We start from the raw sequence: 23,638 nt of genomic DNA, 5'->3' as shown, positions 1-23,638 counted from the left end.
CTTCACAAAAACGCATCCTTTGAATAAATTAATTTTAGTTTTTTCTAATTCAAGTTCTTATACAGAAACTTTGAATTAACCGTAATATCTTTATGTTAACTTATTCGAAAAAACTGCCCAATTTGAGGGCAGTTTAAGTAAGAGAATTTATAAAGTTTTCGATTCCATCCATACCTTTTTTTAACTGTTCCATTGAGGCAGCGTAAGAGATTCGAATATATCCTTCACCAAGAGTAGTGAAAGCATCTCCAGGGACAACTGCAACTTCTTCTTTTTGTAATAGTCTTAATGCAAATTCATAAGAAGTTAAGCCGTATTTTTTATGGATACAAATAAATAAAATGCTCCACTCGGTTTTTCAAAAGTGATCCCCATCTTATTAAGTCGGCTGTAGCAGTATTCTAGACGTTCTTTATAAGCTTTTCGCATTTCTGCTGCATCATCTTTACCTTTGGTTAACGCCTCTATACCAGCTGCCTGAGAGATGGTTGACGCGCAAGTGACATTATATTGATGAACTTTTAATACATGCTGCATCAGGTTTTGCGGACCAAACAACAGTCCGATACGCCAGCCTGTCATGCTATGAGATTTAGACAGACCATTTATGACGAATGTTTTTTCCCTCATTCCTTCAAAGGAAGCAATCGAACGATGATTGCCGTTGTACCTAAGTTCACTATAGATCTCATCTGATAGTACAAAGATATCTTTCTTACTCAAATATTGAGCGAGCTCCATTAATTCTTGATCTTCAAGTACGACCCCTGTTGGATTAGATGGGGAAGGTATGATGATGGCTTTTGTTTTGTCTGTTACATGTTTCTCGATCAGTTCAGGCGTAACTTTAAAACCGGTCTGTGTTGTATCCATATATATAGTGTTCGCACCACATAAAGTGATTACGGGTTCATATCCAGGATAAACAGGAGCAGGAAGCAAAACATCATCATTGTTACTTAATATAGTGCGCAATGTAATATCAATCGCCTCACTAGCTCCTGCAGTAACAATAACTTCACTTAATGGATCATAAGTAAGTTCATACTTTTCCTTTACAAATTCAGAAGCGGCTTCTCTTAGTTCAAGATAACCAGCGTTATGAGAATAAACGGTTTGATTGTTATGTATAGCAGCAATTGCGGCTTCTTTAACGTGCAATGGAGTTGGAAAGTCTGGCTGGCCTAATGTTAGGGAGATGGCATTCGGAAACTGTGCAATTTCATTAAAAAATTTGCGGATTCCTGATATTTGAATTGATTTGGCTTGATCATTTAGTAAATGTTCCACAAGAAATCTTCCTTTCATTTTCCGCAAAAATTGCGAAAAGTACGTTCCCATAAGTGTAGCTTTAATTGCTTTCTTCAGTCAATGGGTGGATTTTCTTGTATGGTTTCATGACTTTTTACAATACTAATGATGTAATAGTACGGTTGTGGAGGAAATTATGGAAGCAAAGAAAAAGTGGGACTTACTTGCACTCGCATCCATTCCCCTTGTTATGACACTGGGGAATTCTATGCTTATACCCGTATTGCCTGAAATCGGAAAAGAACTTAATATTAGTTCCTTCAAGGTTTCGTTGATTATTACGGTTTATTCGATCGTTGCCATTCTTTTAATTCCGATTGCAGGATATCTATCCGACCGTTTTGGTCGAAAGAAAGTGATAATTCCTAGCCTTTTCATCGCTGGAATCGGTGGATTAATCTCTGGTTGGGCTGCCTGGCAAGCCGATCATGCGTTTACGTTCATTCTTATTGGCCGTTTTCTTCAAGGTGTGGGTCTTCTGGCGCGGCTCCTGTTGTTTTACCGCTAGTAGGCGACATGTTTAAAGATGAAGAAGAAGTAAGTTCAGGTTTAGGATTGATTGAGACATCAAACACAATCGGTAAAGTTTTAAGTCCGATATTAGGTGCGTTCTTAGCCACGATCATCTGGTTTTTACCTTTTTGGCTCATACCGGTATTTTGTATTCTTTCTATTCTTTTAGTATTGTTTTTAGTTAAAGTACCTAAAAAAGAACAAGAACAGCAGCCATTTAAAGAATACATCAAAAACATAAAGAAAATTTTTCACAACGAAGGCAGATGGCTTTTCGCTATATTTTTAATCGGCGGCATCATTATGTTTGTATTGTTTGGCATATTGTTCTATCTTTCCACGATCTTAGAAGAAAAATATGGTGTAAAAGGGGTTATGAAAGGCTTAGTCATCGCATTACCTTTACTCGCTTTGTCAATTGCTTCTTATATTGCAGGCAAAAAGATTAAGCAAAATAAGGTAATAATGAAGTGGTGTACTTTCTTATCGATGGTTCTGTTAGGAGGGTCGGTCTTTTTAATTACTTTTACAGAAAACGTCTATTTTCTTTTAGGTGCATTATTTATTGCGGGAATCGGTCTTGGTGCCGCACTTCCTAGTTTGGACGCGCTTATTACAGAAGGAATTGATAAGGAAGCAAGAGGAACGATTACATCCATTTACAGCTCGATGAGATTTGTCGGTGTAGCATTAGGTCCGCCTGTTTATGCAATTTTAATGAAGTCCTCTCATGAGCTCGTTTTTTACACCTCAGCAGGTGTTAGTTTAGTTGGTGCGATTGCGGCATTTTTTGCAATTAAACCTGAAAAAGAAAAAGGTGGGGGAGATGAGGAAAAGAAAGATCCTCAAACGAGCAAAAAGTTAAAACCAGCGTTAGAATAGCTTAAATAAAAAACAGCGGAAAATCCGCTGTTTTTGTTGTTTATTGTTCTATTAAGACGATTCTTGCAGGTGAGGCATCCAATCCTCTAATTTTAAGAGGAGCAGCCACCATTAAGTATTCGCCTTCAGGTACTTCTTTTAATTGAAGTCCTTCGATAATGATCACGTTGTTTTGAAAGAGCTGCTTATGTGTTGGGTGATTCTCTTGTGCTCGCTCTACACCGAGAGCATCAATCCCGACACCAGCAACACCGATCTCAGCCAAAACTTTAGCTGCATCACTATTTACGTAGATAAAATCAAAGTTAAACTCTGTGTCCCAAGAATTTTTTGTTTTAAAGAGAATAAAATCGTCTTTTTGAATATCTTTTCCTGCAAGATCTTCCGCAGAAATGAACTCGCGTGAACTTGTAAGATCGATTACCTTTGCTTTTCGAACAAGTTTTTCAATTGGCAGTGTTTCGATTGTGTCACCGCCAGGTACCATGTGAAGAGGAGCATCTACATGTGTACCTGTATGAACATCCATTGCGATCCTAGTTTCTGTTACATGACCGTTTTGAGCGGTATTAAACTCAGGCTGTTTTTCAGGTTTATTTTTATATACCGGCATACCTTCATAGATCGGTAAAGATACATCATAAATCTTCATGATTAACATTCCTCTCTAACTTTTGTTGGTTCCCACCAAGAATGGCCGTCTGCATTTAACAACTCATCTGCTTCAACAGGACCCATGCTGCCAGAAGGATATTGTGTAACAGGTGATCCCGTCCCATCAGCCCAAGCTTTTGTAATGCGATCAATAAAGTCCCAGCTAAGTGCTACTTCATCCCAACGAGTAAAATATGTTGAATTGCCTAGAAGACAGTCATGGAGAAGCTTCTCATACGCTTCTGGTGAATTCATCTCAGCAGTTGTTTTATTGTTGTACGTCATATCGATTGGCAATAGATCAGAGGTGTCACCTTTTGGTTTAGCATTAAGAGTCAGGCTAACACCTTCATCAGGCTGAACGTGAATTCTTAAAAGATTTGGCTGATATTTTTCTGTCTTAGCATGATAAAGAGCCATAGGACCTTGCTTAAATTGAATAACGATTTCAGTGGACTTTACAGCCATTCTTTTCCCTGTGCGAATATAGAAAGGGACACCTGTCCAACGGAAATTATCGATAAATAATTTAGCAGCAACAAATGTTTCTGTTTTTGATTCAGGGGCAACATTTTCTTCTTGTAGATAGCCCGGTACTTGTTCACCGTTCATCTTTCCATCAGAATATTGAGCTCGGATCACATTCTTTTTTACTTCTTCTTCATTAAAGAAACGCAATGAACGAAGCACTTTAACTTTTTCATCACGAATATGTTCTGGTTTTAACTCACCAGGCGGCTCCATAGCCACCATCATAACCATTTGTAGCATGTGGTTTTGAACCATATCGAGGAGTGCACCTGATTTTTCATAATAAGCTGCTCGATCTTCTACACCTAATGTTTCACTAGACGTAATTTGAACAGAATCAATATATTTGTTGTTCCAGATGGATTCGAAAATCGCATTTCCAAAACGGATCACTTGAATGTTTTGAACCATCTCTTTACCGAGATAGTGATCAATACGATAAATATCATCCTCATTAAAACTTTGTTGAATCTCTTCATTTAACTTCGTAGCAGAAGGAAGGTCATGACCGAATGGTTTTTCAATTACGATTCGCTGCCAGCCTTCTGTGTTTGTGATACCTTCTGATTTCAAGAAAGTCGGAATCGTTCCAAAGAAACTTGGAGCCATCGCTAAATAGTACAAGCGATTTCCATTTGTTTGATAGTCTCTGTCAAGCACGTTCAATAATTCTTCTAATTCATGGTAGCTTGGTTCACTCGTTACATCCATTTTTAAATAATAAAAATGGGAAGCGAATTTTTTCACGATTTCACTGTCTGCACCTGGTGCATGTTCGTTAACAGCTGAAGCGACTTCAGCTTGAAATTCTTCGTGTGAATATTCTTTTCTTGAAACACCAACAACAGAAAAGTTCTCTTTCATATGTCCCTTTTGATACAATTGGTAAAGGGCAGGGAATAGTTTTCGGTGAGCAAGGTCACCGGTCGCTCCAAATAAAACAATGGACGCGTTTGGTATACTATGTATCATTTTGTACGTCACTTCTTTCTATCTTTTCTAATAGTTACAGCTTTCCCTAGATGAAGTTAAAATAACGTATTACTTCTTAAATAGGAGGTTTCAATATGTCCAATTTTGTAAGACCTGAATGGGTAGACCAAAATGTTAACAGTGATGATTGCGTGATTTTTGATTGCCGGTTTTCGTTAACAAATCCTTCGATAGGATATGAGCTGTATAAACAGGATCATATTGAAGGTGCATATTATGCCGATTTGAATCAGCATCTATCAGGACCAGTATCAACTCATGGCGGCCGTCATCCACTACCTTCCGTAAACATACTATCACAATTTTTAAGCCGTTGTGGAGTAGACTCAGAAAAAATTGTCGTCGTTTATGATGATCAATCAGGTGCTATGGCTTCAAGACTTTGGTGGCTCTTGAAATACCTTGGACATAACAAGGTATATGTTATGCAAGGCGGCTACACACACTATAAAGAAAAAGGCTATAGCATCTCAAGAAAAATGCCTATAGAAAAGCAATCACACTTTCAGTCAAATGTCAGGGAAGAGATGCTTGTCACGAAAGATGAAATTTTATCAGTAATAAAAAATAGTGATAAAATGCTGATCGACGCTAGAGAGCCTGACAGATACAAAGGTTTGATCGAACCGATAGATCATAAAGCAGGGCATATACCAACAGCTATTAATATTCCGTGGGAGGAGCATTTTCGAAAGCCAAGCTGGTGGAAAGAAAAGAAAGAACTACAGGACTTGTATGCAACTCAACTCAGTCGAGAAGAAAAAGCCATCGTATACTGCGGCTCTGGCGTAACAGCTTGTGTAAATATACTGGCTATGAGTGAGGCTGGACTTAATAATACTGCACTATATGGAGGCAGCTGGAGCGACTGGATCAGCTATCGTGATAACGCAATAGAAAAAGGGCACCAAGAATAAAATTTCACGTACCGTATTTAAATTATAAATTTTAGGAGAAAAAATGAAACAAAGCGATCTGCATACACATACCACTGCATCAGATGGAACTTTTAGCCCTGCTGAAAACATTAAAAGAGCTCTTGAAAAAGGACTTGGAGCTATTGCGATTACCGATCACGACACGGTAAATGGTATAGAAGAAGCAATGCGAGAAGCAAATAAACATAAGAATTTTGTATGTATTCCTGGTATTGAAATCAGTACATTGTACAAAGGACAAGATATTCATGTCCTAGGATATTTTATCGATTATAAAGATGAAGAATTTCTTTCTACTTTAAGTAGTCTCACATCTGTCAGAGACAAAAGAAATGGAATGATTCTTCAAAAACTAAATGAACTTGGTATTAACATTAAAGAATCAGAATTAGAAGCTAAAAGGCATGGGGATGGCAATGTTGGCAGAGGACATATCGCGGAGATCCTGTTGGAAAAGGGGATTGTTCAATCTCTACCTGAAGCGTTCGACAAATATTTAGGGAAAGGAAAAGCTGCATATGCTACACCTGACCGCATTTCACCAATAGAAGCGATACAAATCATAAGAAAAGCAAAGGGGTACCGGTATTAGCTCATCCGGGCATTTATGATGCTGACGAACTAATTCCATTGTTAAGTGAGAACGGATTGATTGGTATCGAGTGCAATCATCCAGATCATTCATCACACCAAGTGAATCACTACAAAAAGTTAGCTGAAGAATATTCGTTAATAAAAACAGCAGGAAGTGATTTTCACGGTTTCCGAAACGGAGAAGTATTTCATGGAGATCTTGGAAGTTGCAGTGTTCCAATCAGCACTATAGATGAGTTGAAAAATTTTAGTAAATAATCCTTGCCAGTCGGCTCTTAACCTTATAAGATTCAATACGGAGTATATTGTTTTAGAGAGGAAGAACGGGTGTGACTTGGGATTTATTAAATATTATTGGGACAATAGCTTTTGCGATTTCAGGTGCATTAGTTGCAATGGAAGAAGATTATGACATTCTCGGTGTTTTTATTTTAGGTTTAGTTACTGCATTCGGCGGAGGAGTATTGAGAAATGTACTAATCGGGCTTCCAGTTGACACAATCTGGGAACAAGGACTTTTATTAAAATCTGCACTTGCGTCAATGGGCATCGTTTTCTTTATGCCAGAAAAGTTTATCCAGTATTCAAAAAGAAGTCTTCATTTTTTTGATGCGATAGGTCTTTCTGCATTTGCCATTCAAGGTGCGATTGCTGCCACAAGCATGAACCATCCCATAAGTGCAGTGATTGTTGCTGCGATATTAACAGGTATCGGCGGAGGGATGATTCGTGACGTGCTGGCAGGACGAAAGCCAGTTGTACTGCGTGAAGAAATTTATGCCGTATGGGCTTTACTTGGCGGGTTGATTGTCGGATTAAATATAGTAAACAATACCGTTGAATATATGATACTTTTTGTTTGCTTAGTTGCTTTTAGAATGCTATCTCTTAAGTTAAGATGGAGACTGCCTCATAGAGCTCTTTAACTATTAGTTTCTAGGGGAAAGATAGCAGATTGAGAAAAAGTTTTACAAGTGAGCATAAATTTAAAGACCACCTGATGGAAGGTGGTTTTTTTGCATAATCAGAACGTATAGCTTGTTTACACGATGATTTTCGAAGCCCAACTAAAGCTGACGCGAAAAGCTTTGCTTCAGCCAAGTTTTCTTTATGCAGGAATTCATTCGTAATTTATGGAAGTTATCAGATAGAAGCGACAGGAGGCGAAAACGTGCAGACCACTTATTATGAAAACCAAAAGGTACAACAATCTCAATTTACTGCAGATACTTGCTTTGATTATTATAACGAGCGGCTTCGTATCGATGACTATCGAGGAAACGTTAATCAACTCGTAACATGGTTAGAAGGTGAAACCATAAAGAACAATTTTTATAAGGTAATTGTTAAATCTCGTCCTGAAGATGTATATCTCTGGATTCAGCAAGGATATATCTATGAAGGTGAATTTACTCAATACTTTAATGGTGCTTCTGCGATTGCCATGTGTAAATACTTCAACAATGAAAGAAGGAACAGCCAATACTGGCTGGATGAAGATAACATATTAAAAGGGGTTATGAAGTTGCCGCAAGGAGCTTCTCCGAGTCCATTACCTGAAGAATATACGCTAAGAATGGCTGATGTCCAAGATGCAAAATCACTTGCAGAATTATACGGAGAAGTCTTTGAAGTATATCCTACACCGATGGATAATCCAGACTATGTACTAAAAATGATTCAATCAGGAACACTGTTCTGTGTCATTGAACATGAAGAGAAAATTGTAAGTGCGGCATCTGCTGATGTAAATTCAACGTATCATAATGCTGAGATCACAGATTGTGCTACACTTCCTGACCATCGAAAATTCGGGCTGATGAAGCACTTAGTCGATCAGCTTGAGAAAGAATTATTTAATCGTAATATCTATTGTTCTTATTCAATTGCACGTGCATTATCTTTTGGTATGAATGCTGTTTTTTATCAAAAAGGATATGTGTATAAAGGAAGGCTTGCTAACAACTGTAAAATCTTTGATAAATACGAAGATATGAATATTTGGGTAAAAGACCTATCAAGCTAGGTGCCGGTTTTCTGGCACATCATGACGAAAATTAAGCACTACTGGTGGTGAGCGATGATGATCTCTGGATCGATGGAAACAGCCGAAACGTTAAATGCCATTTTAAAAACGATTGATGAAGGCATCCATGTAGTCGATGCAGACGGTATAACGATCTTTTATAATTCGGTTGCAGCAACACTCGATGGTTTAACACCTGATGAAGTTCATAATTATCATGTACTCGACGCGTTCCCCTCACTTACAAAGGAAACTAGCACTTTATTAAAGGTGATTCAAACAGGAAAACCGATCTATAATGAACATCAATCGTATACGAACAGAAAAGGTAAACAAATAGATACGGTAAACTCGACATTACCTCTTTGGCTGAATGGGGAGTTAATCGGTGCTGTAGAAGTAGCAAAAGACATTTCAAAAATTAAACAGCTTTCTGACCAATTATTGGATTTACAGTCAAAAATGAAAAGAATTAATAAAACCCATAAGAACCAAACGTTTGCTACTTACCACTTTTCAAATATAATCACGAATGATTCAGCACTTGATCAAATAAAGATACAGTGTGAAAAAGCCTCACAAACCCATTCACCGATTATGATATATGGGGAAACCGGAACCGGAAAAGAGATGTTTGTCCAAGCCATCCACAACTCTTCTAAACGCAGTTCAAAACCTTTTGTTGTACAAAACTGCGCTGCGATTCCAGGACCTTTGCTTGAAGGAATATTATTTGGAACTACGAAAGGTAGTTTTACTGGGGCCATTGATCGGCCCGGGGTTTTTGAGTTGGCAGACGGAGGTACTTTATTTTTAGACGAGCTTAATTCGATGCCCGTTGAGCTCCAATCTAAGCTCCTGCGAGTCGTTCAAGAAGGAGTCGTTCAACGAATTGGAAGCCATGTTACCCGCAGAATTGATGTTAGGATAATTTCAGCACTCAATGAAAGACCTGAAGATTGTATGAATAAAGGCCGGCTAAGACACGATCTATTTTATAGATTGAATGTTGTTTATTTCGAACTCCCGCCGTTAAGGGAAAGGAAAAGCGACATTTCTTTTCTGATTCAGCATTTTATCAAGCATTTTAATACTGTCTTCCTAAAAAAGTTGAAGGCATTACAGCTGAGGCAAAACATGTGCTTCAAAACTATTCTTGGCCAGGTAATGTTCGCGAACTTAAACATGCCATTGAACATTGTATGAACTTTGCCGAAGATTACTCGTTGATCGGCCGAGAATTGCTGCCAAAACATGTTACGCTTTCCAAAGAGACAACATGTATGGAAAATCAGCATGAGTTATCTTCAGTTCCCCCATTAAGGCAGGCATTAGGGGATTACGAACAACAAATAATTCAGATGGCACTAAAACAAACATCTGGAAACATTCTTCAAGCAGCGAAAATTCTAGGGGTTCCTAGGCAAACTCTTCAATACAAAATTAAACAAAGATGAACTGCCGATTTTTCGGCAGTTTTTTCTTTTCCAAATCCCTACGTTGTTCTTGAAAGTGGTAGATTTCCGTTACAGGTGCTTCGCTTTCCGCGTGGCAGGCGGTGAGCCCCTTGCCGCTTTGCAACTTAAGGGTCTCACCTGACCGCTTGTCCCGCAGGAGTCTCACACCTTCCACTCCAATCAACTTATCAGTGAAGAGAATCAACAAAATCGCCTTAACAGCAACCATATTTTAATAAAGATTTTTTTAAGAATGTCTTTTCCGCAGTGGTTTATCTCCGTTTTCAAGATGCTAATTTCCCATGCGGCGTACGGTTAATTACACAGAAGCCCATTACCTTTTATAGATAAGAAACTTTTCTAAATCGTTATATAGGCCCACAATTAGTATGCATTGCATAAACTATAGGAACATTATTGCTTTCAGAAATTTCTGGCACTTGGCATGCATCTTGCAAGAGTATGAGGTGTAGAAATAAAGGAGGTCGTTGACATGCCTGTAGTGAATGGATTATTCAAACCTAAGAAACATTGGAAAGAATTCGAGTTATGGAAAGATGTCACAGAAGAGCAGTGGAATGATTGGTTATGGCAGCTTACGAACACCATCAGAAATTTAAAGGACTTAAAGAGTATCATCAACCTGACACCTGAAGAAGAAGAGGAGTCAAAATTTCCACGATGACAATTCCTTTAAATATAACACCTTATTATGCATGGCTAATGGATCAAGATGACCCTAGGTGCCCAATTCGAATGCAGTCTGTGCCCATCGGCAAGGAAATTTTAAAGACTAAATACGATTTAGAAGATCCTTTGCATGAAGATGAAGATTCACCGGTTCCCGGATTGACGCATCGTTATCCTGATCGTGTGCTCTTCCTCGTAACAAATCAATGTTCTATGTATTGCCGTTATTGTACGAGAAGAAGGTTCTCTGGACAGATCGGTATGGGTGTTCCTAAGAAACAGCTTGATGCAGCCATTAATTATATAAGAAATAACCCTCAAGTTAGAGACTGTTTAATCTCTGGTGGTGACGGATTATTAATTAATGACAACATCTTGGAATATATTTTAAAGAACTTAAGAGAAATCCCTCACCTTGAAATCATTAGGATTGGCACACGTGCACCTGTCGTATTTCCACAAAGAATAACAGAGAATTTGTGCAATATTTTAAAGAAATATCATCCGGTTTGGCTTAACACACATTTTAATACCTCATTAGAGATCACAGAAGAATCGAAAAGAGCGTGCGAGATGCTCGCTAATGCAGGTGTTCCAGTAGGTAATCAGTCAGTTATTCTAGCTGGCATCAATGACAGTGTTCCGATTATGAAGAAGTTGATGCATGATCTTGTAAAAATTCGAGTACGACCTTATTACATCTACCAATGCGATTTATCTGAAGGCATCGGGCATTTCCGGGCACCTGTTTCAAAAGGGTTGGAAATCATTGAAGGGCTGCGTGGCCATACGTCCGGTTATGCGGTTCCGACATTTGTAGTAGATGCTCCTGGAGGTGGAGGTAAGATTGCCGTTCAGCCTAACTACTTGATCTCTCAATCACCAGAAAAGGTAGTGCTTAGAAACTTTGAGGGAGTAATCACTTCTTATCCAGAACCACAAAACTATCAAGCTGGTAGAGCAGATGCTTATTTCAATGAAGTGATGGGCACAGATCATATAAAGCCCGCTATAGGTGTTTCAGCCCTTATGCGAGATGAAGCATTTAATCTCGTACCACAAGGGTTAAAACGCCTTGAAAGAAGAGAAGATTATGGAACTAATCCAGAGCATAGTTCTTTAAAAGATAAACGTGATAAACGTGATGAGCTAAAAGAGAAAAAATTTAAGTTTGAACAACAGAAAGACGAAGGAGTTTCACCGTCTCCTGAAGAACAAAAGAATGCATAGAAAGGAGGATAACATGAAGTGTTTATGGTGTGAAAGTGAAAAAGCAGAACAGACAGGTCTAACCGGTTATTGGGAACTTCCAGATGGTACGAGAGCCGTTGAAATAACTGTAATCCCTTCTGTTTCCTGCTCTTCTTGCGGTATGGAATATCAAGAGGACCACATTGTGGATGAAATTGAAGACCAGCTTATGCTGATTGATACGAAGAAAATAGAATCAACGATTTCTTATGCTGATTTAATGAGCATTCCAAGATTTTTAAAGAAAAACTACTTTAAGATTTAACATCATATAGAGGAAGGAAATGTCTGTATTAATAGTAGGCGTTTCCTTTTTAACCTCAGGAGGAAGGAGCCTTTTTTATGAGAAAATCACATCTCATCAAACCGGTTCTAGGAAACAACTATCCTGTTATCAGTCATGGTAAGGGAATCTATTTATATGATAAAGACGGCAAGCAGTATATGGATGGATCTTCCGGTGCAATAACAGCAAATATCGGGCATGGTGTCCGTGAAATTGCAGAAGCGATGTGGAATCAGGCACAGCATGTTTCATTTGTATACCGATCACAGTTTACTAGTGATGCAGCAGAACACTTAGCAGAAAAAATAGCTCAATACGCTCCTGGAGATCTTAATTCCGTTTTCTTTGTGAATAGTGGTTCTGAAGCAACCGAGACAGCATTAAAGGTTGCTATTCAGTATTTTCAAGAACAAGGCAACATGACAAAAACAAAGGTCATTTCAAGGTGGACCAGTTATCACGGAATTACACTAGGTGCTCTATCCATGTCAGGTCATCAGTTAAGACGACAGCGCTTTACTCCACTACTGGAAGATTTCCCAGCCGCACCAGCTCCATATTGCTACCAATGTCCGCTAAAAGAGACCTACCCAGGATGCGGGGTAAAATGTGCAGATGATTTGGAGACGATTATTCAAGCAATCGGTCCTGATCAAATAGCTGCTTTTATTGCAGAACCAATCATAGGGGCATCAGGGGAGCAATCGCACCACCTGACGAATATTTTGCAAAAATCAGAGCTGTTTGTGACAAATATGATATTTTGTTAATCGCCGATGAAGTAATGACAGGTATGGGCAGAACAGGAAAGATGTTTGCTATGGAACACTGGGGTGTCATTCCAGACATCATCGCGTTAGGTAAGGGCATGAGTGCTGGATATACACCGATGGCAGCAACAATCGTCTCAGATCGTATTATGAACGTGATTGAAGCAGGAAGCAAAGTAGTGATGAGCGGCCATACATTCAGCGCTAATCCTCAATCGGCGGCAGTTTGTCTAGCTGTTATTGAATATATGGAGAATAACAAACTTCAGGAAAATGCAGCTGTGATGGGTCAGTATTTGAACAATCATCTTCAGCGGCTTCAATGGAAATACCCGTTGATTGGTGACGTGAGAGGTAAAGGATTGTTATGCGGGATTGAATTTGTTAAGGATCCTATTTCAAGAGAACCTTTTGAGTTAAGCACGAGAGTAACTGACAGGCTGCTTTCCATCTGTTTTGATAAAGGTTTGCTCGTCTATCCAGCGGTCGGAGGTGTGACTGGATTCTCAGGTGACTCCATTCTGGTTTCTCCGCCGTTAACCGTTACGAAAGAACAGATTATGGACATGATAGATATCCTCGATCAATCAATAAGTGAACTAACTACCCAATTAATCACAGACGGATTATACGTTACAGAAGCGACAAGTTGAAAGAGGTGTTAAAAAGATGGTCCAGAGCGTAAATAAACAGATTTCACTAGAAAGTGCTTCTAACTATTTCTTTAATGGAATGTCGCTAATGGTTGGTGGTTTTGGAGGGGTTGGTGCTCCTCCTTCTCTCGTTAATCTAATTCTCGATAAAGGCATTCAAGATATTTTTTTAATCAGCAATGATACGGGGTTTCCTTGGATCGGTCCGGGGAAACTCATTACAGAAAAACGAGTAAAAAAGTTGATTGCTTCACACATTGGCTCAAATCCAGAGGCAGGCAAACAAATGCAAGAAGGTTTCTTAGAAGTGGAGTTTGTACCACAAGGGACGCTTGCTGAAAAAATAAGAGCTGGCGGGATGGGGCTTGGCGGTATTTTAGTAGATGTTGGTTTAGGAACAGTCGTTGAAGCGAACAAAGAGAAGGTTTTTGTAAACAAAAAAGAATACATGATTGAAACGGCATTAACGGCTGATGTATCAATCGTTTATGCCAAAAAAGCCGATTTGTACGGTAACCTTATTTATGACAAAAGTGCTCGTAATACCAATCCATTAGTAGCAACTGCAGGGCAGATTACAATTGCTGAGGTTGAAGAAATCGTTCCAGTCGGTTCATTAGATCCCGAAGAAATCATCACACCAGGTGTCTTTGTCGACTATATCATTCAAAGTAAAGGAGTGGACTGGAAATGGGTTTGGGAATTGAAACAAGGCACAGAATCGCAAGAAGGGCAGCCCTCGAAATAAAGAATGGAATGACTGTGAACCTTGGAATCGGTATACCTACACTCGTTGCTGACTACATCTCAAACGATCTACATATTATGCTACATACAGAAAATGGAATTCTGGGTATGGGTGGTTCACCTTTAGCGGGAAAGAAGACGGTAACTTATCGAATGCAGGAGGCTATCCGGTTACGATACTGCCAGGTGCATCGTATTTTGATAGTGCCACAGCATTTGGAATCATTCGAAAAGGGTTGCTTGATGTAACTATATTAGGCGCTCTTGAAGTGAGTGAGCGAGGAGATATCGCAAACTGGATCGTACCCGGAAAACGCGTCCCTGGTATGGGCGGTGCGATTGATCTCGCACAAAAAGCAAAGAAAGTCATTATACTAATGAACCACACAGATAAGAACGGTAATCCTAAAATTGTGAAGAACTGCTCTCTTCCGCTAACGGTCAAAGAAGGAGCACACATGATCATAACTGAAAAAGCTGTCTTTCAATGTGAGAACGGAAAGCTGTACCTTCGCGAGATTATGAATCCTTATACAGTAGAAGAAGTTATTCAAACAACAGGTGCTTCTATCGTTATTGACGAGCAAGTATCTGTTTTCCAATGAATGTTTAGGAGGGTTACACATGCTAGTAAAAGAAAAACTCTCAAATTGGTTGATTAAAGAACAAGATAACGCTTTGCGATTTTTACAAAAAACAGTGCAAGAGGCTAGTACAACGGGAAACGAAACAGGCGTACAAAATTTAATCGCAAAAAAACTGAGTGATATCGGTCTCGAAGTTGATATGTGGTACCCAGATGGTGAAGAACTAGCCAACCATCCTAATTTTTGTGCAAGCCGAACAGATTTCAGTACAAGTCCTAATGTTGTAGGTATTTGGCGTGGAACAGGCAACGGCCGTTCACTTGTCCTTAACGGGCATATTGATGTTGTTCCTGAAGGTGATCTGACCCAATGGGAACACCATCCTTATAGCGGGAAGATTATTGACGGCAAACTTTACGGAAGAGGATCTACCGATATGAAAGGCGGAAATCTATCTCTTTTACTTGCCATTCATGCATTAAAAGAAACAGGTGCAGAGCTAAAAGGTGATTTGTTCTTTCATAGTGTCATTGAAGAAGAAAGTGGCGGTGCAGGAACGCTCGCAGCTGTGCTCCGCGGATATAAAGCAGATGCAGCGATCATTCCAGAGCCTACAAACATGAAGATATTTCCTGCCCAGCAAGGTTCGATGTGGTTTCGATTAACGATAAAAGGAAAAGCAGCTCATGGCGGTACTCGTTATGAAGGAGTTAGCGCTATTGAAAAAGCGGGGTTGTTCTGTCAGCAATCAAAGACTTAGAAACCATTCGTAACAAGCGAATTACAGATCCATTATACAAAGATATCCCCATTCCGGTTCCTATTAATATAGGGAGAATAACAGGGGGAATTGGCCGTCATCCGTCCCAGATACGGTTGAACTAGAAGGAAGAATCGGTGTTGCTCCTAACGAAACACTCCAAGAAGTAAAAGCAGAACTAGAAAATTATTTATCTAACCTCTCAGATTCATGGTTAAAGGATCATCCCATCTCTGTCGAGTGGTTTGGCGCTCAATGGCTGCCGGGTTCTATTGAAACTCATCATCCACTGATGAACACCCTTTGCCAGAATTTTAAAGGAGTTACCGGAAATGAACCGATCATTGAAGCATCTCCATGGGGAACGGACGGAGGTCTTTTATCACAAGTTGGCGATACACCGTCTATCGTATTTGGTCCAGGTGTAACGGCAGTCGCTCATTATCCTAACGAATATATCGAGATTGCAAAGATTATGGAAGCTGCAGAAATTATTGCTTTAACGATTTATGACTGGTGTGGAGGCGAGAATTAATGAAGAAATCAGAAGAATTATTAAAGCGAAAAGAATTAAACGTACCAAGGGGACCGTTTAATACCGTTTTAAACTTTGTGGATCACGCAAGCGGAAGTACGATGACAGATGTTGATGGAAAAGATTATATTGATTTTGCTGGTGCAATTGGAACCTTAAATGTTGGCCATTGTCCGCCAAGAGTCGTTGAAGCATTAAAGAATCAAATTGAAAAATACATCCATCCTTGTTTTCACGTAATGATGTATGAACCGTATGTCCAGCTTGCCGAAAAGTTGAACGAAATCACACCAGGAGATCACCATAAGAAAACATTCTTCTTAAACAGCGGTGCAGAAGCTGTAGAGAACGCAGTGAAAATCGCGAGAAAGTTCACAGGCAGAAAAGCAATCATCTCCTTCGAACGCGGATTTCATGGAAGAACACTTCTTGCCATGTCATTAACAAGCAAGGTAAAACCGTATAAATTTGAATTCGGGCCATTCGCACCAGAAACGTATAAGATGCCATACCCTTACTATTACAGAGATGACCGGAATATAGAAGAAACTGACGCCGCCATCTTAAAGAAATTTGAAGACTTTTTCTTAGGAGAAGTACCCCAGAAGAAATTGCAGCAATCATATTTGAACCGGTCCAAGGCGAGGGTGGATTTGTTATTCCATCCAAAACTTTTGTAAAAGGTCTTCGCCAAATTTGCGATAAATATAATATCCTATTGATTGCAGATGAGATTCAAACAGGTTTTGGCAGAACCGGAAAAATGTTTGCTATGGAACATTTTGATGTTGTGCCAGATCTGATGACCATGTCAAAATCAATTGCCGCAGGTCTTCCGATCTCAGCTGTCACAGGCAGAGCAGAGATTATGGATGCTCCAGCCCCAGGAGAGATTGGTGGTACGTATGGAGGTAGCCCGCTTGGCTGTGTGGCAGCGTTAGAAGTGATATCGATGATAGAAGAAGAAAATTTATTAACACGAGCAAACGAGATAGGTGAAACCATACTCCAAACGTTTACTAAATGGAAGTCTCAGTATGATTTTATCGGTGATGTTCGTGGACTCGGTGCAATGTGTGCTCTTGAAATTGTAAAGGACAAAACATCAAAGACACCAGATTCAGACCGTGCGAAGAAAATTATTGCCCTTTGTAACCAAAATGGGGTTGCTATCATGGGTGCTGGTCTTTATAGTAACGTAATCCGGATCCTATCACCGCTAGTAATAACAAACGAAGAGCTTCTTCAAGGATTAAAGATCATGGAGAAGCAGCTCAATAAAATAAGTGAAGCAGTTTCCACTTAATACAGATACCTCGTCTCATAGGCGAGGTTTTTTGATGCAATTGGAGCAAGAATCCGTACATTCTCTCTACCAAATAACTGGATATTTTTAATAAAAATTCAAAATATTATGCTAATATTAAGATATAGAGACAAAAGGGGTTGTCATATTTGCAGATATTGAAAAAAGTGTTGATTGGTACAGCATTGATTGGCGGTTTTGCCATCTATACACAATACGAAAAAAGCGCCGAGCCTGCATGGTCTGTTAACGCAGAAGAATTTACAGTAGTCAAATCATTACATGATGGAATGAAAAGAGAATATATAAAATTTGAAGAGCTTGAGATGGTGGATCAATATGGGTTTCTTAAAGATGCCAATAAGACAGTGGCGTTAGAAGAAGCATACCGCACGTTAAAGATTGAAAAGATTTGGAACTTAGAAGGCCGTTTATATTTCTTATACAGTGTAGACGTAAAAGAGAGGGATAAAGACGAGTATGATGTTCCTCGTCTATCTGTAAAAAATATGCAATTTAAGACGAAAGAAGGGAAAGAAATCGTTCTCAGAGCCGGGGAGAATATGGGGAATCCAGGCTCAAGAGATGAAGGATTTGTATACAAACACAGACTTTATCGATCTATGATGCTTATTCCCGGACCAATAGAAGACGAGGAAATCGACTGGTCTATTTTAGGAAAAACGAACACAATCCAACTTAAAGATCTTGCAATTTCCTATAAAAATGGCGGATCAAAGGCGATAGATGATATTTCATTAAAAGTAACCTCTGACAATCCTTATACGAAAGTATTGAAATCTGAAACTATTGATCAAACCATTTCTTATGACAAACAAAACGTAAAGATTAAATCATTCGATACATTGTTGTACGAACAACGGCTTTCATTAGACATTCCAAAGAATGCTGACGACTTAATAGGCTTTTCAGTTACAGTAGATAGCTCACCACAGACGCAAACATTAGGAATTATGGGGACACCTAGTTCAGGATTTTATATGCCTTTATATGAAATGGCGTTAATAGAATCTGTAAAAAAAGAAAGGTCCATTACATTTCATTCATCTGTACATAAAGATAACCATTCTTTCTCATGGAAAGTACCTAAAGAAGACATTGATATTTTTATAACAAACAAAGATCAACCTGTTGTGAAAAATGAAGTAATTATGAATGCGAATAAAATGAAAATTATATATGAAGGATTAACCATGTTTGATGGCAGCCCTAGAATCATGCTAAATGTAATACCTGCTTCCACCAATTCATCTAATGATCGAGGATTCATTCCAGTAAGTTATTTTAGTGAAGAGTCAGTTCCTGAAGAATACGTTCGCCATTATAAAAACAATTTGATCTCCATAGAAGATGAAAAGAAAGAGAACATCAAAAATTTTGATGTTAGTAGCTCAGAAACAGAAAACAAAAAAACGTATTATATAACGTTTTATAACGAAGAAGATATGAAAAATGGGGAAATGAACCCAATTATGATGCCACAAAAAGATTTAACCATCACATTGTCTAATCTCACATATGAGAAGCCACTTCCGAAACCAGTCACAGTAAAATTTAAGAATTCAATTAATAAAAGTAAGTAATGAAATCTTTATCCAAAGGGGAAGTTGCGTTTGAACAACAAGTGGAAAAAACTCATCATTGGAGCTGTTTTATTAATAGGATTCGTCCTATATACTCAATTTGAAAAGAGTGCAGAACCTACATGGAAAGTAAATAGCGATAACTTTGATATGGTTTCAGACTGGGAAGAATTGATGGACATGGAAAAGCTGAAATATAATGAACTGCGATTTGTTGACCATTTTAAACTATTAAAGGATAGTCAAATTTCCATTCCAATTCCTAATGAGCAAAGAAAGATGCATATTGAACGTACATGGAGTAACGGGCACCAGATGTATATTCTTTATAGTGTAGATCTTTCAGAACGAGATAAGGATGAGCTTGATGTTCCTAGACTTTCGGTCGAAAGAATTACATTAACTTCAAAGAAAGAGAAGGATTTTGTTCTTCCAGTAGACCTTTTTCCAGGTGAGAACTCCAATAATGGATTCGTTTTTAAACATAAATTATATCGCTCAATCATGATTCATCCTTTATTTGATAATATTCAAAGTCAAGAAGATTGGGATGAGATTTGGAGCAGTGAGCGGTACGAACTTACAGATCTTTCTGTAAGCTCTAAAAAGAATTTCACAAAGTTAAAACCGATAGCTTTTAAAGTTAAACCGATAAGTGATCGTGGTTTTCCTGAGACCATTGCTTCAGTTCCAGTGAATAAGACTCTTATACCGCAAAACGAAGTGCCAATTCAATTAAAGAATCTAGAGTTTTTCCAAATCGGTTCACGAATCACACTTTCTTCTAACATAGATAACAATCTCGTAGCATTCGTTGGAGACATGAAAAAAGAGGATACCAACTATTCCGTAAATATGGATATTGATGGTGATACTATCAGGGGTTACACTCTACAAATGTACGCTGTTGAAAATGAGTTAACGACAGAAGAACAGTCTGATAAACTTGATCTTGTTTTAACACATACCATTCAAAGGAAAAAAGATAGCTACACCTTTTCTGTTAACAAATCCGATCTAGAAAACTTTTCGCTCGATCACTCAAAAGATATTGAAAGAAACGAAGTAGTTGCTGATGAGAAATCGTTAAAAATTGTGTACCAAGGATTAGCCATGGAAAAGGAGAACAAAGAATACGGCATTAAGTTTACCATGGATGATAATCAAGAAGGTGTTGAAGATCATTTTCTATACCCTCAGCCGTACTATCACTTTGGAGATGAACCAGGGGAAGAACGGCATGTTCGTAATTTGGTTTCTGTTAAAGACAGTAAAGGAGTAGAGCTTAAAAATTACGATATTATGAATTATTATGAAGGTGATAATCCTTCATTTTTGATCGTCTTTCATGATGGTCTCCCAAAAGAAAATCTTACCATCACTTTTTCACATCTTACACATATAGAACCGTTGCAAAAAGAAGTGGTTGTTCCGTTAAAACTTCCTGCTCCTGAAAAACAAAAATAGACTGCCGCGGACCGGCAGTCTTTTCTTATGCTCTTGGATTGCTCTGAGCACGCTTGATATACATTTCTTCTTCTCCAACAATTCCGCATGCACCGCACTGAATCAATCGTTCTGATCCTCTGTATGGCAGGTGGAACATATCTAACTGCCCATCTTCATACTGCTGAACAACATCACCAGTTGAAGGATCCAGTTTTACCGAAACCGGATTTTGTTCGATCACATTAAAACGTGTACGATTGGTTTTGCAATTTGGACATAAATAAGGATTTGCCATTGTATTGACCTCCTTTTTAGTCTTAAGTTAACCAACCTAGGAAGAATTATGTAAGTTTTATTTTCTAGTGAAAAAGCCATAGTAAGAATAAGGAGGGATAAAACATGGGCAAACAGAAAAAAGGCAATGCAAATGCACAGCGTAACAACAATGTTAAAGAAAATGGAACTGAAAACCAAACAGAGTTTGCATCTTATGCCGAAATGGAAGTAGAAAAGATGCACCACGGCAAAAAAACAAAATGATTTTACTTCTTAACAAACTGGTAGTATAATAAAAATCTGCGATGTTAGTGACTTTTCCATGTCTTTAACCTATGTGCTAATGACGGGAATCCAACATGATCTGTCAGACAGTCAAGCCTTGCATTCGACTTGGAAGGCTGTAACGGCAGCTGCGGATACCCACCTGAGAGATCAGGTTCCAAAGGCATATAAAGTCACGGCAGAGCGGATCTTACTTAAACGACAACAAGCGTATTTTACATCACATGTAAAATACGCTTTTTTAAATAACATATAACTACTGGGGGATATAAAGAACATGAACATGGAGAAAAAAGAAGTACTGCTTTTAATAGACGGATTCAATTTGTTAAGCAGATGTTATTTTGCAACAGCATATGGAAAAGAAATGCATGACCTGCCACGTAACTCTAAAGGACAATTTACAAATGCCATTCGCGTAACCATTCAAAAACTGCTTATGCTGGTTCGTGAACACGAACCATCACATATTGTCGTCGCGTGGGATGTGAAACGTGACGAAACGCTTAGAAGAGAGAAATTTGCAGATTACAAAGGAACAAGGAACGAATTGCCTGAACCTCTTATTCAGCAGTACGAAACGCTTGTTCAACTTTTGAAAACATTGGGATTACTCAAGTTACAATTCCAAGATATGAAGCTGATGACATCATAGGAACACTCGTGCATCGCTGGAGAAATGAACGTGACGGGGAATGCATCATTTATAGCAATGACCGCGATCTTCTTCAGCTTTTATGCGAAAAGACATCACAGCTGATTACGGTTAAACGTGATGAACTGAAGTATACGTTAAATCATTTTCAAGAAGAGTACGGCATTACACCTAATCAATGGATCGATGTGAAGGCTCTGTTGGGTGATAAGAGTGATAACATTCCAGGTGTAGCTGGCGTTGGTGATAAAGCCGCCTTGCCACTCATCCAGCAATATGGTGCGGTTGAATCCATTTACGAGAACTTTGAAAATTTGGATCCTAGATATAAACGATATCTTAAGAAACTTGAAGCAGGTCGAGAAATGGCTGTTTTAAGCAAAGATCTATGTACGATTTTTACCGATGTGCCTGATGTAATTGACAGAGATTTAGAAGAATGCAGATATATTTTAGATAAACAAATTGTTCGAAGCGCTTTGCAAGAGCTTGAGATACAAATAAGAGTGGGTTAAGAAAGATCCCACTCTTTTTGTTTGCGTTTTATAAACAAATCATTAAATTTGATTTCCGACAAAATCATACCTAGTAAAATCAGGAAACATCCTGTTAATGCTTTAGGTCCGAGACGTTCACTTAGCATGATGAATGCTGTTATGGCTGCAAAAACGGGTTCCATCGCAAAAATGAGGGCAACTCTTGCAGGTGTGGTGAAAGATTGAAAATACGTTTGTGCTAAGAATGCTAAAGCTGTTGCAAACAAAGAAGTGATAATTAGTGCACTTATTACTTCAGGTTGAAGCACCATTTGAGCTGCAAACATCTCCCGCCAATTCTCAGTGAATAAAGCGGTAAAAAAACTTAAGACAGAAACGGTTGCAAGCTGGATTACTGTTAAACACAATGCATTGAATGATCCTGCGAACTTACCTGTAAAAACAATATGAAGAGCAAAAGAAATAGCACATAAAAGTACATAAGCATCACCCACATTTAATGTTAAACTATTATGGATAGTCAGCAAGTAGAGACCTGAGACAGCGAGTAGAGAACTCATTCCGACTTGCCAATTCAGCTTGTGTTTTAACAAGATATAGCTAAAAAGGGAACTAAAACCACACTTAAGCCTGTAATAAATCCAGCTTTAGATGATGTGGTATATAATAATCCGACCGTTTGAAGGCCGTACCCTAAGAAGAGCCAAAACCCGAGGATAACACCGCTAATCCAAAGTTTATTATTTTTAAAATGAATGAGTGATGACGAGTTAAACAAAAATATAATAAGCATTAATATAAGTGCAGCAAAACTAAAACGTATTGTATTAAAGGAATAGGGCTCTAAAAAGGCAATCGCTTTTTGCACGATCACAAACGTTGTTCCCCAGATCAGAGCTACTAGTAATAAATTGAAGTCCGCAAACCAAGGTTTTTTAATCATTTGGCTGGCTCCTATTCATTTGAATGGCTTGCCTTGCCAATTCATCTGCTATTTTATTTTGTTTGGATGGTATCCACTTAATGAAAAACAAGTCGAGCTGTTCTGATAAGTTTATCGCTTTTTCTAACAGTTCAGTATACCGCTTATCTTTTGCGTATCTTTTATCAACCGCTCTTTCGACAGCTTGTGAATCAGTTCGAAAAGATACGATTCTCCAATCGTTTTTAATGCATAACTCTAAACCGTGAATAAGAGCATAATACTCAGCTTCATGGTTAGACATAACACCAATTGGAAAACGATAGGAATATGTAGTACCATTTCCTATTTTCACATAAACGCCAGCTCCAGAAAGTCCCGGATCACCTGCACTCGCACCATCTATGTATATCTCTATCAAATGCGTCTCTCCTCTATATAAATATATACGTATTATAAAGTACTT

At 38.5% G+C, this 23,638-nt stretch carries 16 protein-coding genes, 1 other RNA gene and 10 pseudogenes; 20 read left to right on the top strand and 7 right to left on the bottom strand.

Annotated elements, in window-relative coordinates:
• Positions 1-133: 133 nt before the first annotated feature.
• A pseudogene (locus ACEWFH_RS12240) lies at positions 134-1,290 on the bottom strand (aminotransferase A).
• Between the two features lie 157 nt (positions 1,291-1,447).
• On the opposite strand from ACEWFH_RS12240, the pseudogene ACEWFH_RS12235 reads away from it, so the two are divergent.
• Positions 1,448-2,706, top strand: a pseudogene (locus ACEWFH_RS12235) (MFS transporter).
• 40 nt (positions 2,707-2,746) lie between these two features.
• Here the strand turns inward: ACEWFH_RS12235 and ACEWFH_RS12230 are convergent.
• Positions 2,747-3,358, bottom strand: coding sequence for a cyclase family protein (locus ACEWFH_RS12230; protein WP_473724268.1), 612 nt, complete (start codon positions 3,356-3,358; stop codon positions 2,747-2,749).
• A 2-nt stretch (positions 3,359-3,360) separates the two neighbouring features.
• Positions 3,361-4,863 (bottom strand): glucose-6-phosphate dehydrogenase, encoded by a 1,503-nt coding sequence (zwf, locus tag ACEWFH_RS12225; protein ID WP_473724267.1) that lies wholly within the window; start codon positions 4,861-4,863, stop codon positions 3,361-3,363.
• Between the two features lie 95 nt (positions 4,864-4,958).
• On the opposite strand from zwf, the gene ACEWFH_RS12220 reads away from it, so the two are divergent.
• The 6 genes and pseudogenes from ACEWFH_RS12220 (at position 4,959) to ACEWFH_RS12195 (ending at position 9,899) form a co-directional block, all read left to right on the top strand.
• Entirely contained in the window at positions 4,959-5,801 is an 843-nt protein-coding gene (locus tag ACEWFH_RS12220; RefSeq protein WP_473724266.1) for a sulfurtransferase, read from the top strand.
• Positions 5,802-5,844: 43 nt separating this feature from the next.
• On the top strand, positions 5,845-6,414 hold the full coding sequence (locus tag ACEWFH_RS12215) for a PHP domain-containing protein (RefSeq protein WP_473724265.1): 570 nt from the start codon (positions 5,845-5,847) through the stop codon (positions 6,412-6,414).
• Positions 6,415-6,452: 38 nt separating this feature from the next.
• On the top strand, positions 6,453-6,674 hold the full coding sequence (locus ACEWFH_RS12210) for a hypothetical protein (protein WP_473724264.1): 222 nt from the start codon (positions 6,453-6,455) through the stop codon (positions 6,672-6,674).
• A 71-nt stretch (positions 6,675-6,745) separates the two neighbouring features.
• Positions 6,746-7,342, top strand: coding sequence for a trimeric intracellular cation channel family protein (locus ACEWFH_RS12205; RefSeq protein ID WP_473724263.1), 597 nt, complete (start codon positions 6,746-6,748; stop codon positions 7,340-7,342).
• A 245-nt stretch (positions 7,343-7,587) separates the two neighbouring features.
• Positions 7,588-8,442: a putative beta-lysine N-acetyltransferase gene (gene ablB, locus ACEWFH_RS12200; protein WP_473724262.1), complete on the top strand. Its 855-nt coding sequence runs from the start codon at positions 7,588-7,590 to the stop codon at positions 8,440-8,442.
• Between the two features lie 57 nt (positions 8,443-8,499).
• A pseudogene (locus ACEWFH_RS12195) lies at positions 8,500-9,899 on the top strand (sigma-54 interaction domain-containing protein).
• Here ACEWFH_RS12195 and ACEWFH_RS12190 read toward each other — a convergent pair.
• Entirely contained in the window at positions 9,886-10,065 is a 180-nt protein-coding gene (locus tag ACEWFH_RS12190) for a hypothetical protein (protein WP_473724261.1), read from the bottom strand. The pseudogene ACEWFH_RS12195 and the gene ACEWFH_RS12190 sit on opposite strands and share 14 nt — an antisense overlap.
• 327 nt (positions 10,066-10,392) lie before the next feature.
• On the opposite strand from ACEWFH_RS12190, the pseudogene kamA reads away from it, so the two are divergent.
• The 9 genes and pseudogenes from kamA (at position 10,393) to ACEWFH_RS12145 (ending at position 20,555) form a co-directional block, all read left to right on the top strand.
• Positions 10,393-11,819: pseudogene (gene kamA, locus ACEWFH_RS12185) on the top strand (lysine 2,3-aminomutase).
• Between the two features lie 13 nt (positions 11,820-11,832).
• Entirely contained in the window at positions 11,833-12,105 is a 273-nt protein-coding gene (locus tag ACEWFH_RS12180) for a YokU family protein (RefSeq protein ID WP_473724260.1), read from the top strand.
• A gap of 77 nt (positions 12,106-12,182) precedes the next feature.
• Positions 12,183-13,549, top strand: a pseudogene (locus ACEWFH_RS12175) (aspartate aminotransferase family protein).
• Positions 13,550-13,565: 16 nt separating this feature from the next.
• A complete protein-coding gene (locus ACEWFH_RS12170; RefSeq protein WP_473724259.1) occupies positions 13,566-14,297 on the top strand; it encodes a CoA transferase subunit A in 732 nt (243 codons plus the stop codon).
• A pseudogene (locus ACEWFH_RS12165) lies at positions 14,240-14,901 on the top strand (3-oxoacid CoA-transferase subunit B). The gene ACEWFH_RS12170 and the pseudogene ACEWFH_RS12165 overlap by 58 nt, the downstream one beginning before the upstream one ends.
• Positions 14,902-14,920: 19 nt before the next feature.
• Positions 14,921-16,178: pseudogene (locus tag ACEWFH_RS12160) on the top strand (peptidase).
• Positions 16,178-17,484: pseudogene (gene gabT, locus ACEWFH_RS12155) on the top strand (4-aminobutyrate--2-oxoglutarate transaminase). Before ACEWFH_RS12160 ends, gabT begins: the two co-directional pseudogenes overlap by 1 nt.
• A gap of 149 nt (positions 17,485-17,633) precedes the next feature.
• On the top strand, positions 17,634-19,088 hold the full coding sequence (locus tag ACEWFH_RS12150; protein WP_473724258.1) for a hypothetical protein: 1,455 nt from the start codon (positions 17,634-17,636) through the stop codon (positions 19,086-19,088).
• Between the two features lie 30 nt (positions 19,089-19,118).
• Positions 19,119-20,555 carry a hypothetical protein gene (locus ACEWFH_RS12145; RefSeq protein ID WP_473724257.1) on the top strand — a complete coding sequence of 479 codons (1,437 nt, stop codon included), beginning with the start codon at positions 19,119-19,121 and terminating at the stop codon, positions 20,553-20,555.
• 25 nt (positions 20,556-20,580) lie between these two features.
• Here the strand turns inward: ACEWFH_RS12145 and ACEWFH_RS12140 are convergent, their stop codons facing one another.
• Positions 20,581-20,832 carry a DNA alkylation repair protein gene (locus ACEWFH_RS12140; protein ID WP_289495537.1) on the bottom strand — a complete coding sequence of 84 codons (252 nt, stop codon included), beginning with the start codon at positions 20,830-20,832 and terminating at the stop codon, positions 20,581-20,583.
• 104 nt (positions 20,833-20,936) lie between these two features.
• On the opposite strand from ACEWFH_RS12140, the gene ACEWFH_RS12135 reads away from it, so the two are divergent.
• The 4 genes and pseudogenes from ACEWFH_RS12135 to ACEWFH_RS12120 all read left to right on the top strand — a co-directional run bounded on the left by ACEWFH_RS12135 (position 20,937) and on the right by ACEWFH_RS12120 (position 22,268).
• Positions 20,937-21,077 (top strand): hypothetical protein, encoded by a 141-nt coding sequence (locus ACEWFH_RS12135; RefSeq protein ID WP_289495536.1) that lies wholly within the window; start codon positions 20,937-20,939, stop codon positions 21,075-21,077.
• 30 nt (positions 21,078-21,107) lie between these two features.
• A non-coding RNA gene (gene ssrS / locus ACEWFH_RS12130) (6S RNA) lies at positions 21,108-21,292 on the top strand.
• Between the two features lie 83 nt (positions 21,293-21,375).
• Positions 21,376-21,857 (top strand): annotated as a pseudogene (locus ACEWFH_RS12125) (5'-3' exonuclease); the annotation flags it as partial.
• 84 nt (positions 21,858-21,941) lie between these two features.
• Positions 21,942-22,268, top strand: a complete 327-nt coding sequence (locus ACEWFH_RS12120; RefSeq protein ID WP_473727292.1) for a 5'-3' exonuclease H3TH domain-containing protein — start codon at positions 21,942-21,944, stop codon at positions 22,266-22,268.
• Here ACEWFH_RS12120 and ACEWFH_RS12115 read toward each other — a convergent pair.
• Together ACEWFH_RS12115 and ACEWFH_RS12110 are read right to left on the bottom strand one after the other, a co-directional pair.
• Positions 22,265-23,193: pseudogene (locus ACEWFH_RS12115) on the bottom strand (DMT family transporter). The gene ACEWFH_RS12120 and the pseudogene ACEWFH_RS12115 overlap by 4 nt on opposite strands.
• Positions 23,186-23,593: a reverse transcriptase-like protein gene (locus tag ACEWFH_RS12110; protein ID WP_473724256.1), complete on the bottom strand. Its 408-nt coding sequence runs from the start codon at positions 23,591-23,593 to the stop codon at positions 23,186-23,188. Before ACEWFH_RS12110 ends, ACEWFH_RS12115 begins: the two are co-directional and overlap by 8 nt.
• Positions 23,594-23,638: the final 45 nt, after the last annotated feature.

The sequence above is a fragment of the Fictibacillus sp. EA-CB0309 genome (assembly GCF_055814265.1).
Note: the sequence above shows the minus strand (reverse complement) of the source record. Positions and strands in the feature narration are given on the sequence as shown.

Bases quoted from the DNA above. Each gene is read 5' to 3' on its own strand.
- ACEWFH_RS12135 (WP_289495536.1), top strand. From the start codon at position 20,937: ATGGGCAAACAGAAAAAAGGCAATGCAAATGCACAGCGTAACAACAAT.
- ACEWFH_RS12230 (WP_473724268.1), bottom strand. From the start codon at position 3,358: ATGAAGATTTATGATGTATCTTTACCGATCTATGAAGGTATGCCGGTA.
- ACEWFH_RS12140 (WP_289495537.1), bottom strand. From the start codon at position 20,832: ATGGCAAATCCTTATTTATGTCCAAATTGCAAAACCAATCGTACACGT.
- zwf (WP_473724267.1), bottom strand. From the start codon at position 4,863: ATGATACATAGTATACCAAACGCGTCCATTGTTTTATTTGGAGCGACC.
- ACEWFH_RS12215 (WP_473724265.1), top strand. From the start codon at position 5,845: ATGAAACAAAGCGATCTGCATACACATACCACTGCATCAGATGGAACT.
- ACEWFH_RS12180 (WP_473724260.1), top strand. From the start codon at position 11,833: ATGAAGTGTTTATGGTGTGAAAGTGAAAAAGCAGAACAGACAGGTCTA.
- ACEWFH_RS12220 (WP_473724266.1), top strand. From the start codon at position 4,959: ATGTCCAATTTTGTAAGACCTGAATGGGTAGACCAAAATGTTAACAGT.
- ACEWFH_RS12170 (WP_473724259.1), top strand. From the start codon at position 13,566: ATGGTCCAGAGCGTAAATAAACAGATTTCACTAGAAAGTGCTTCTAAC.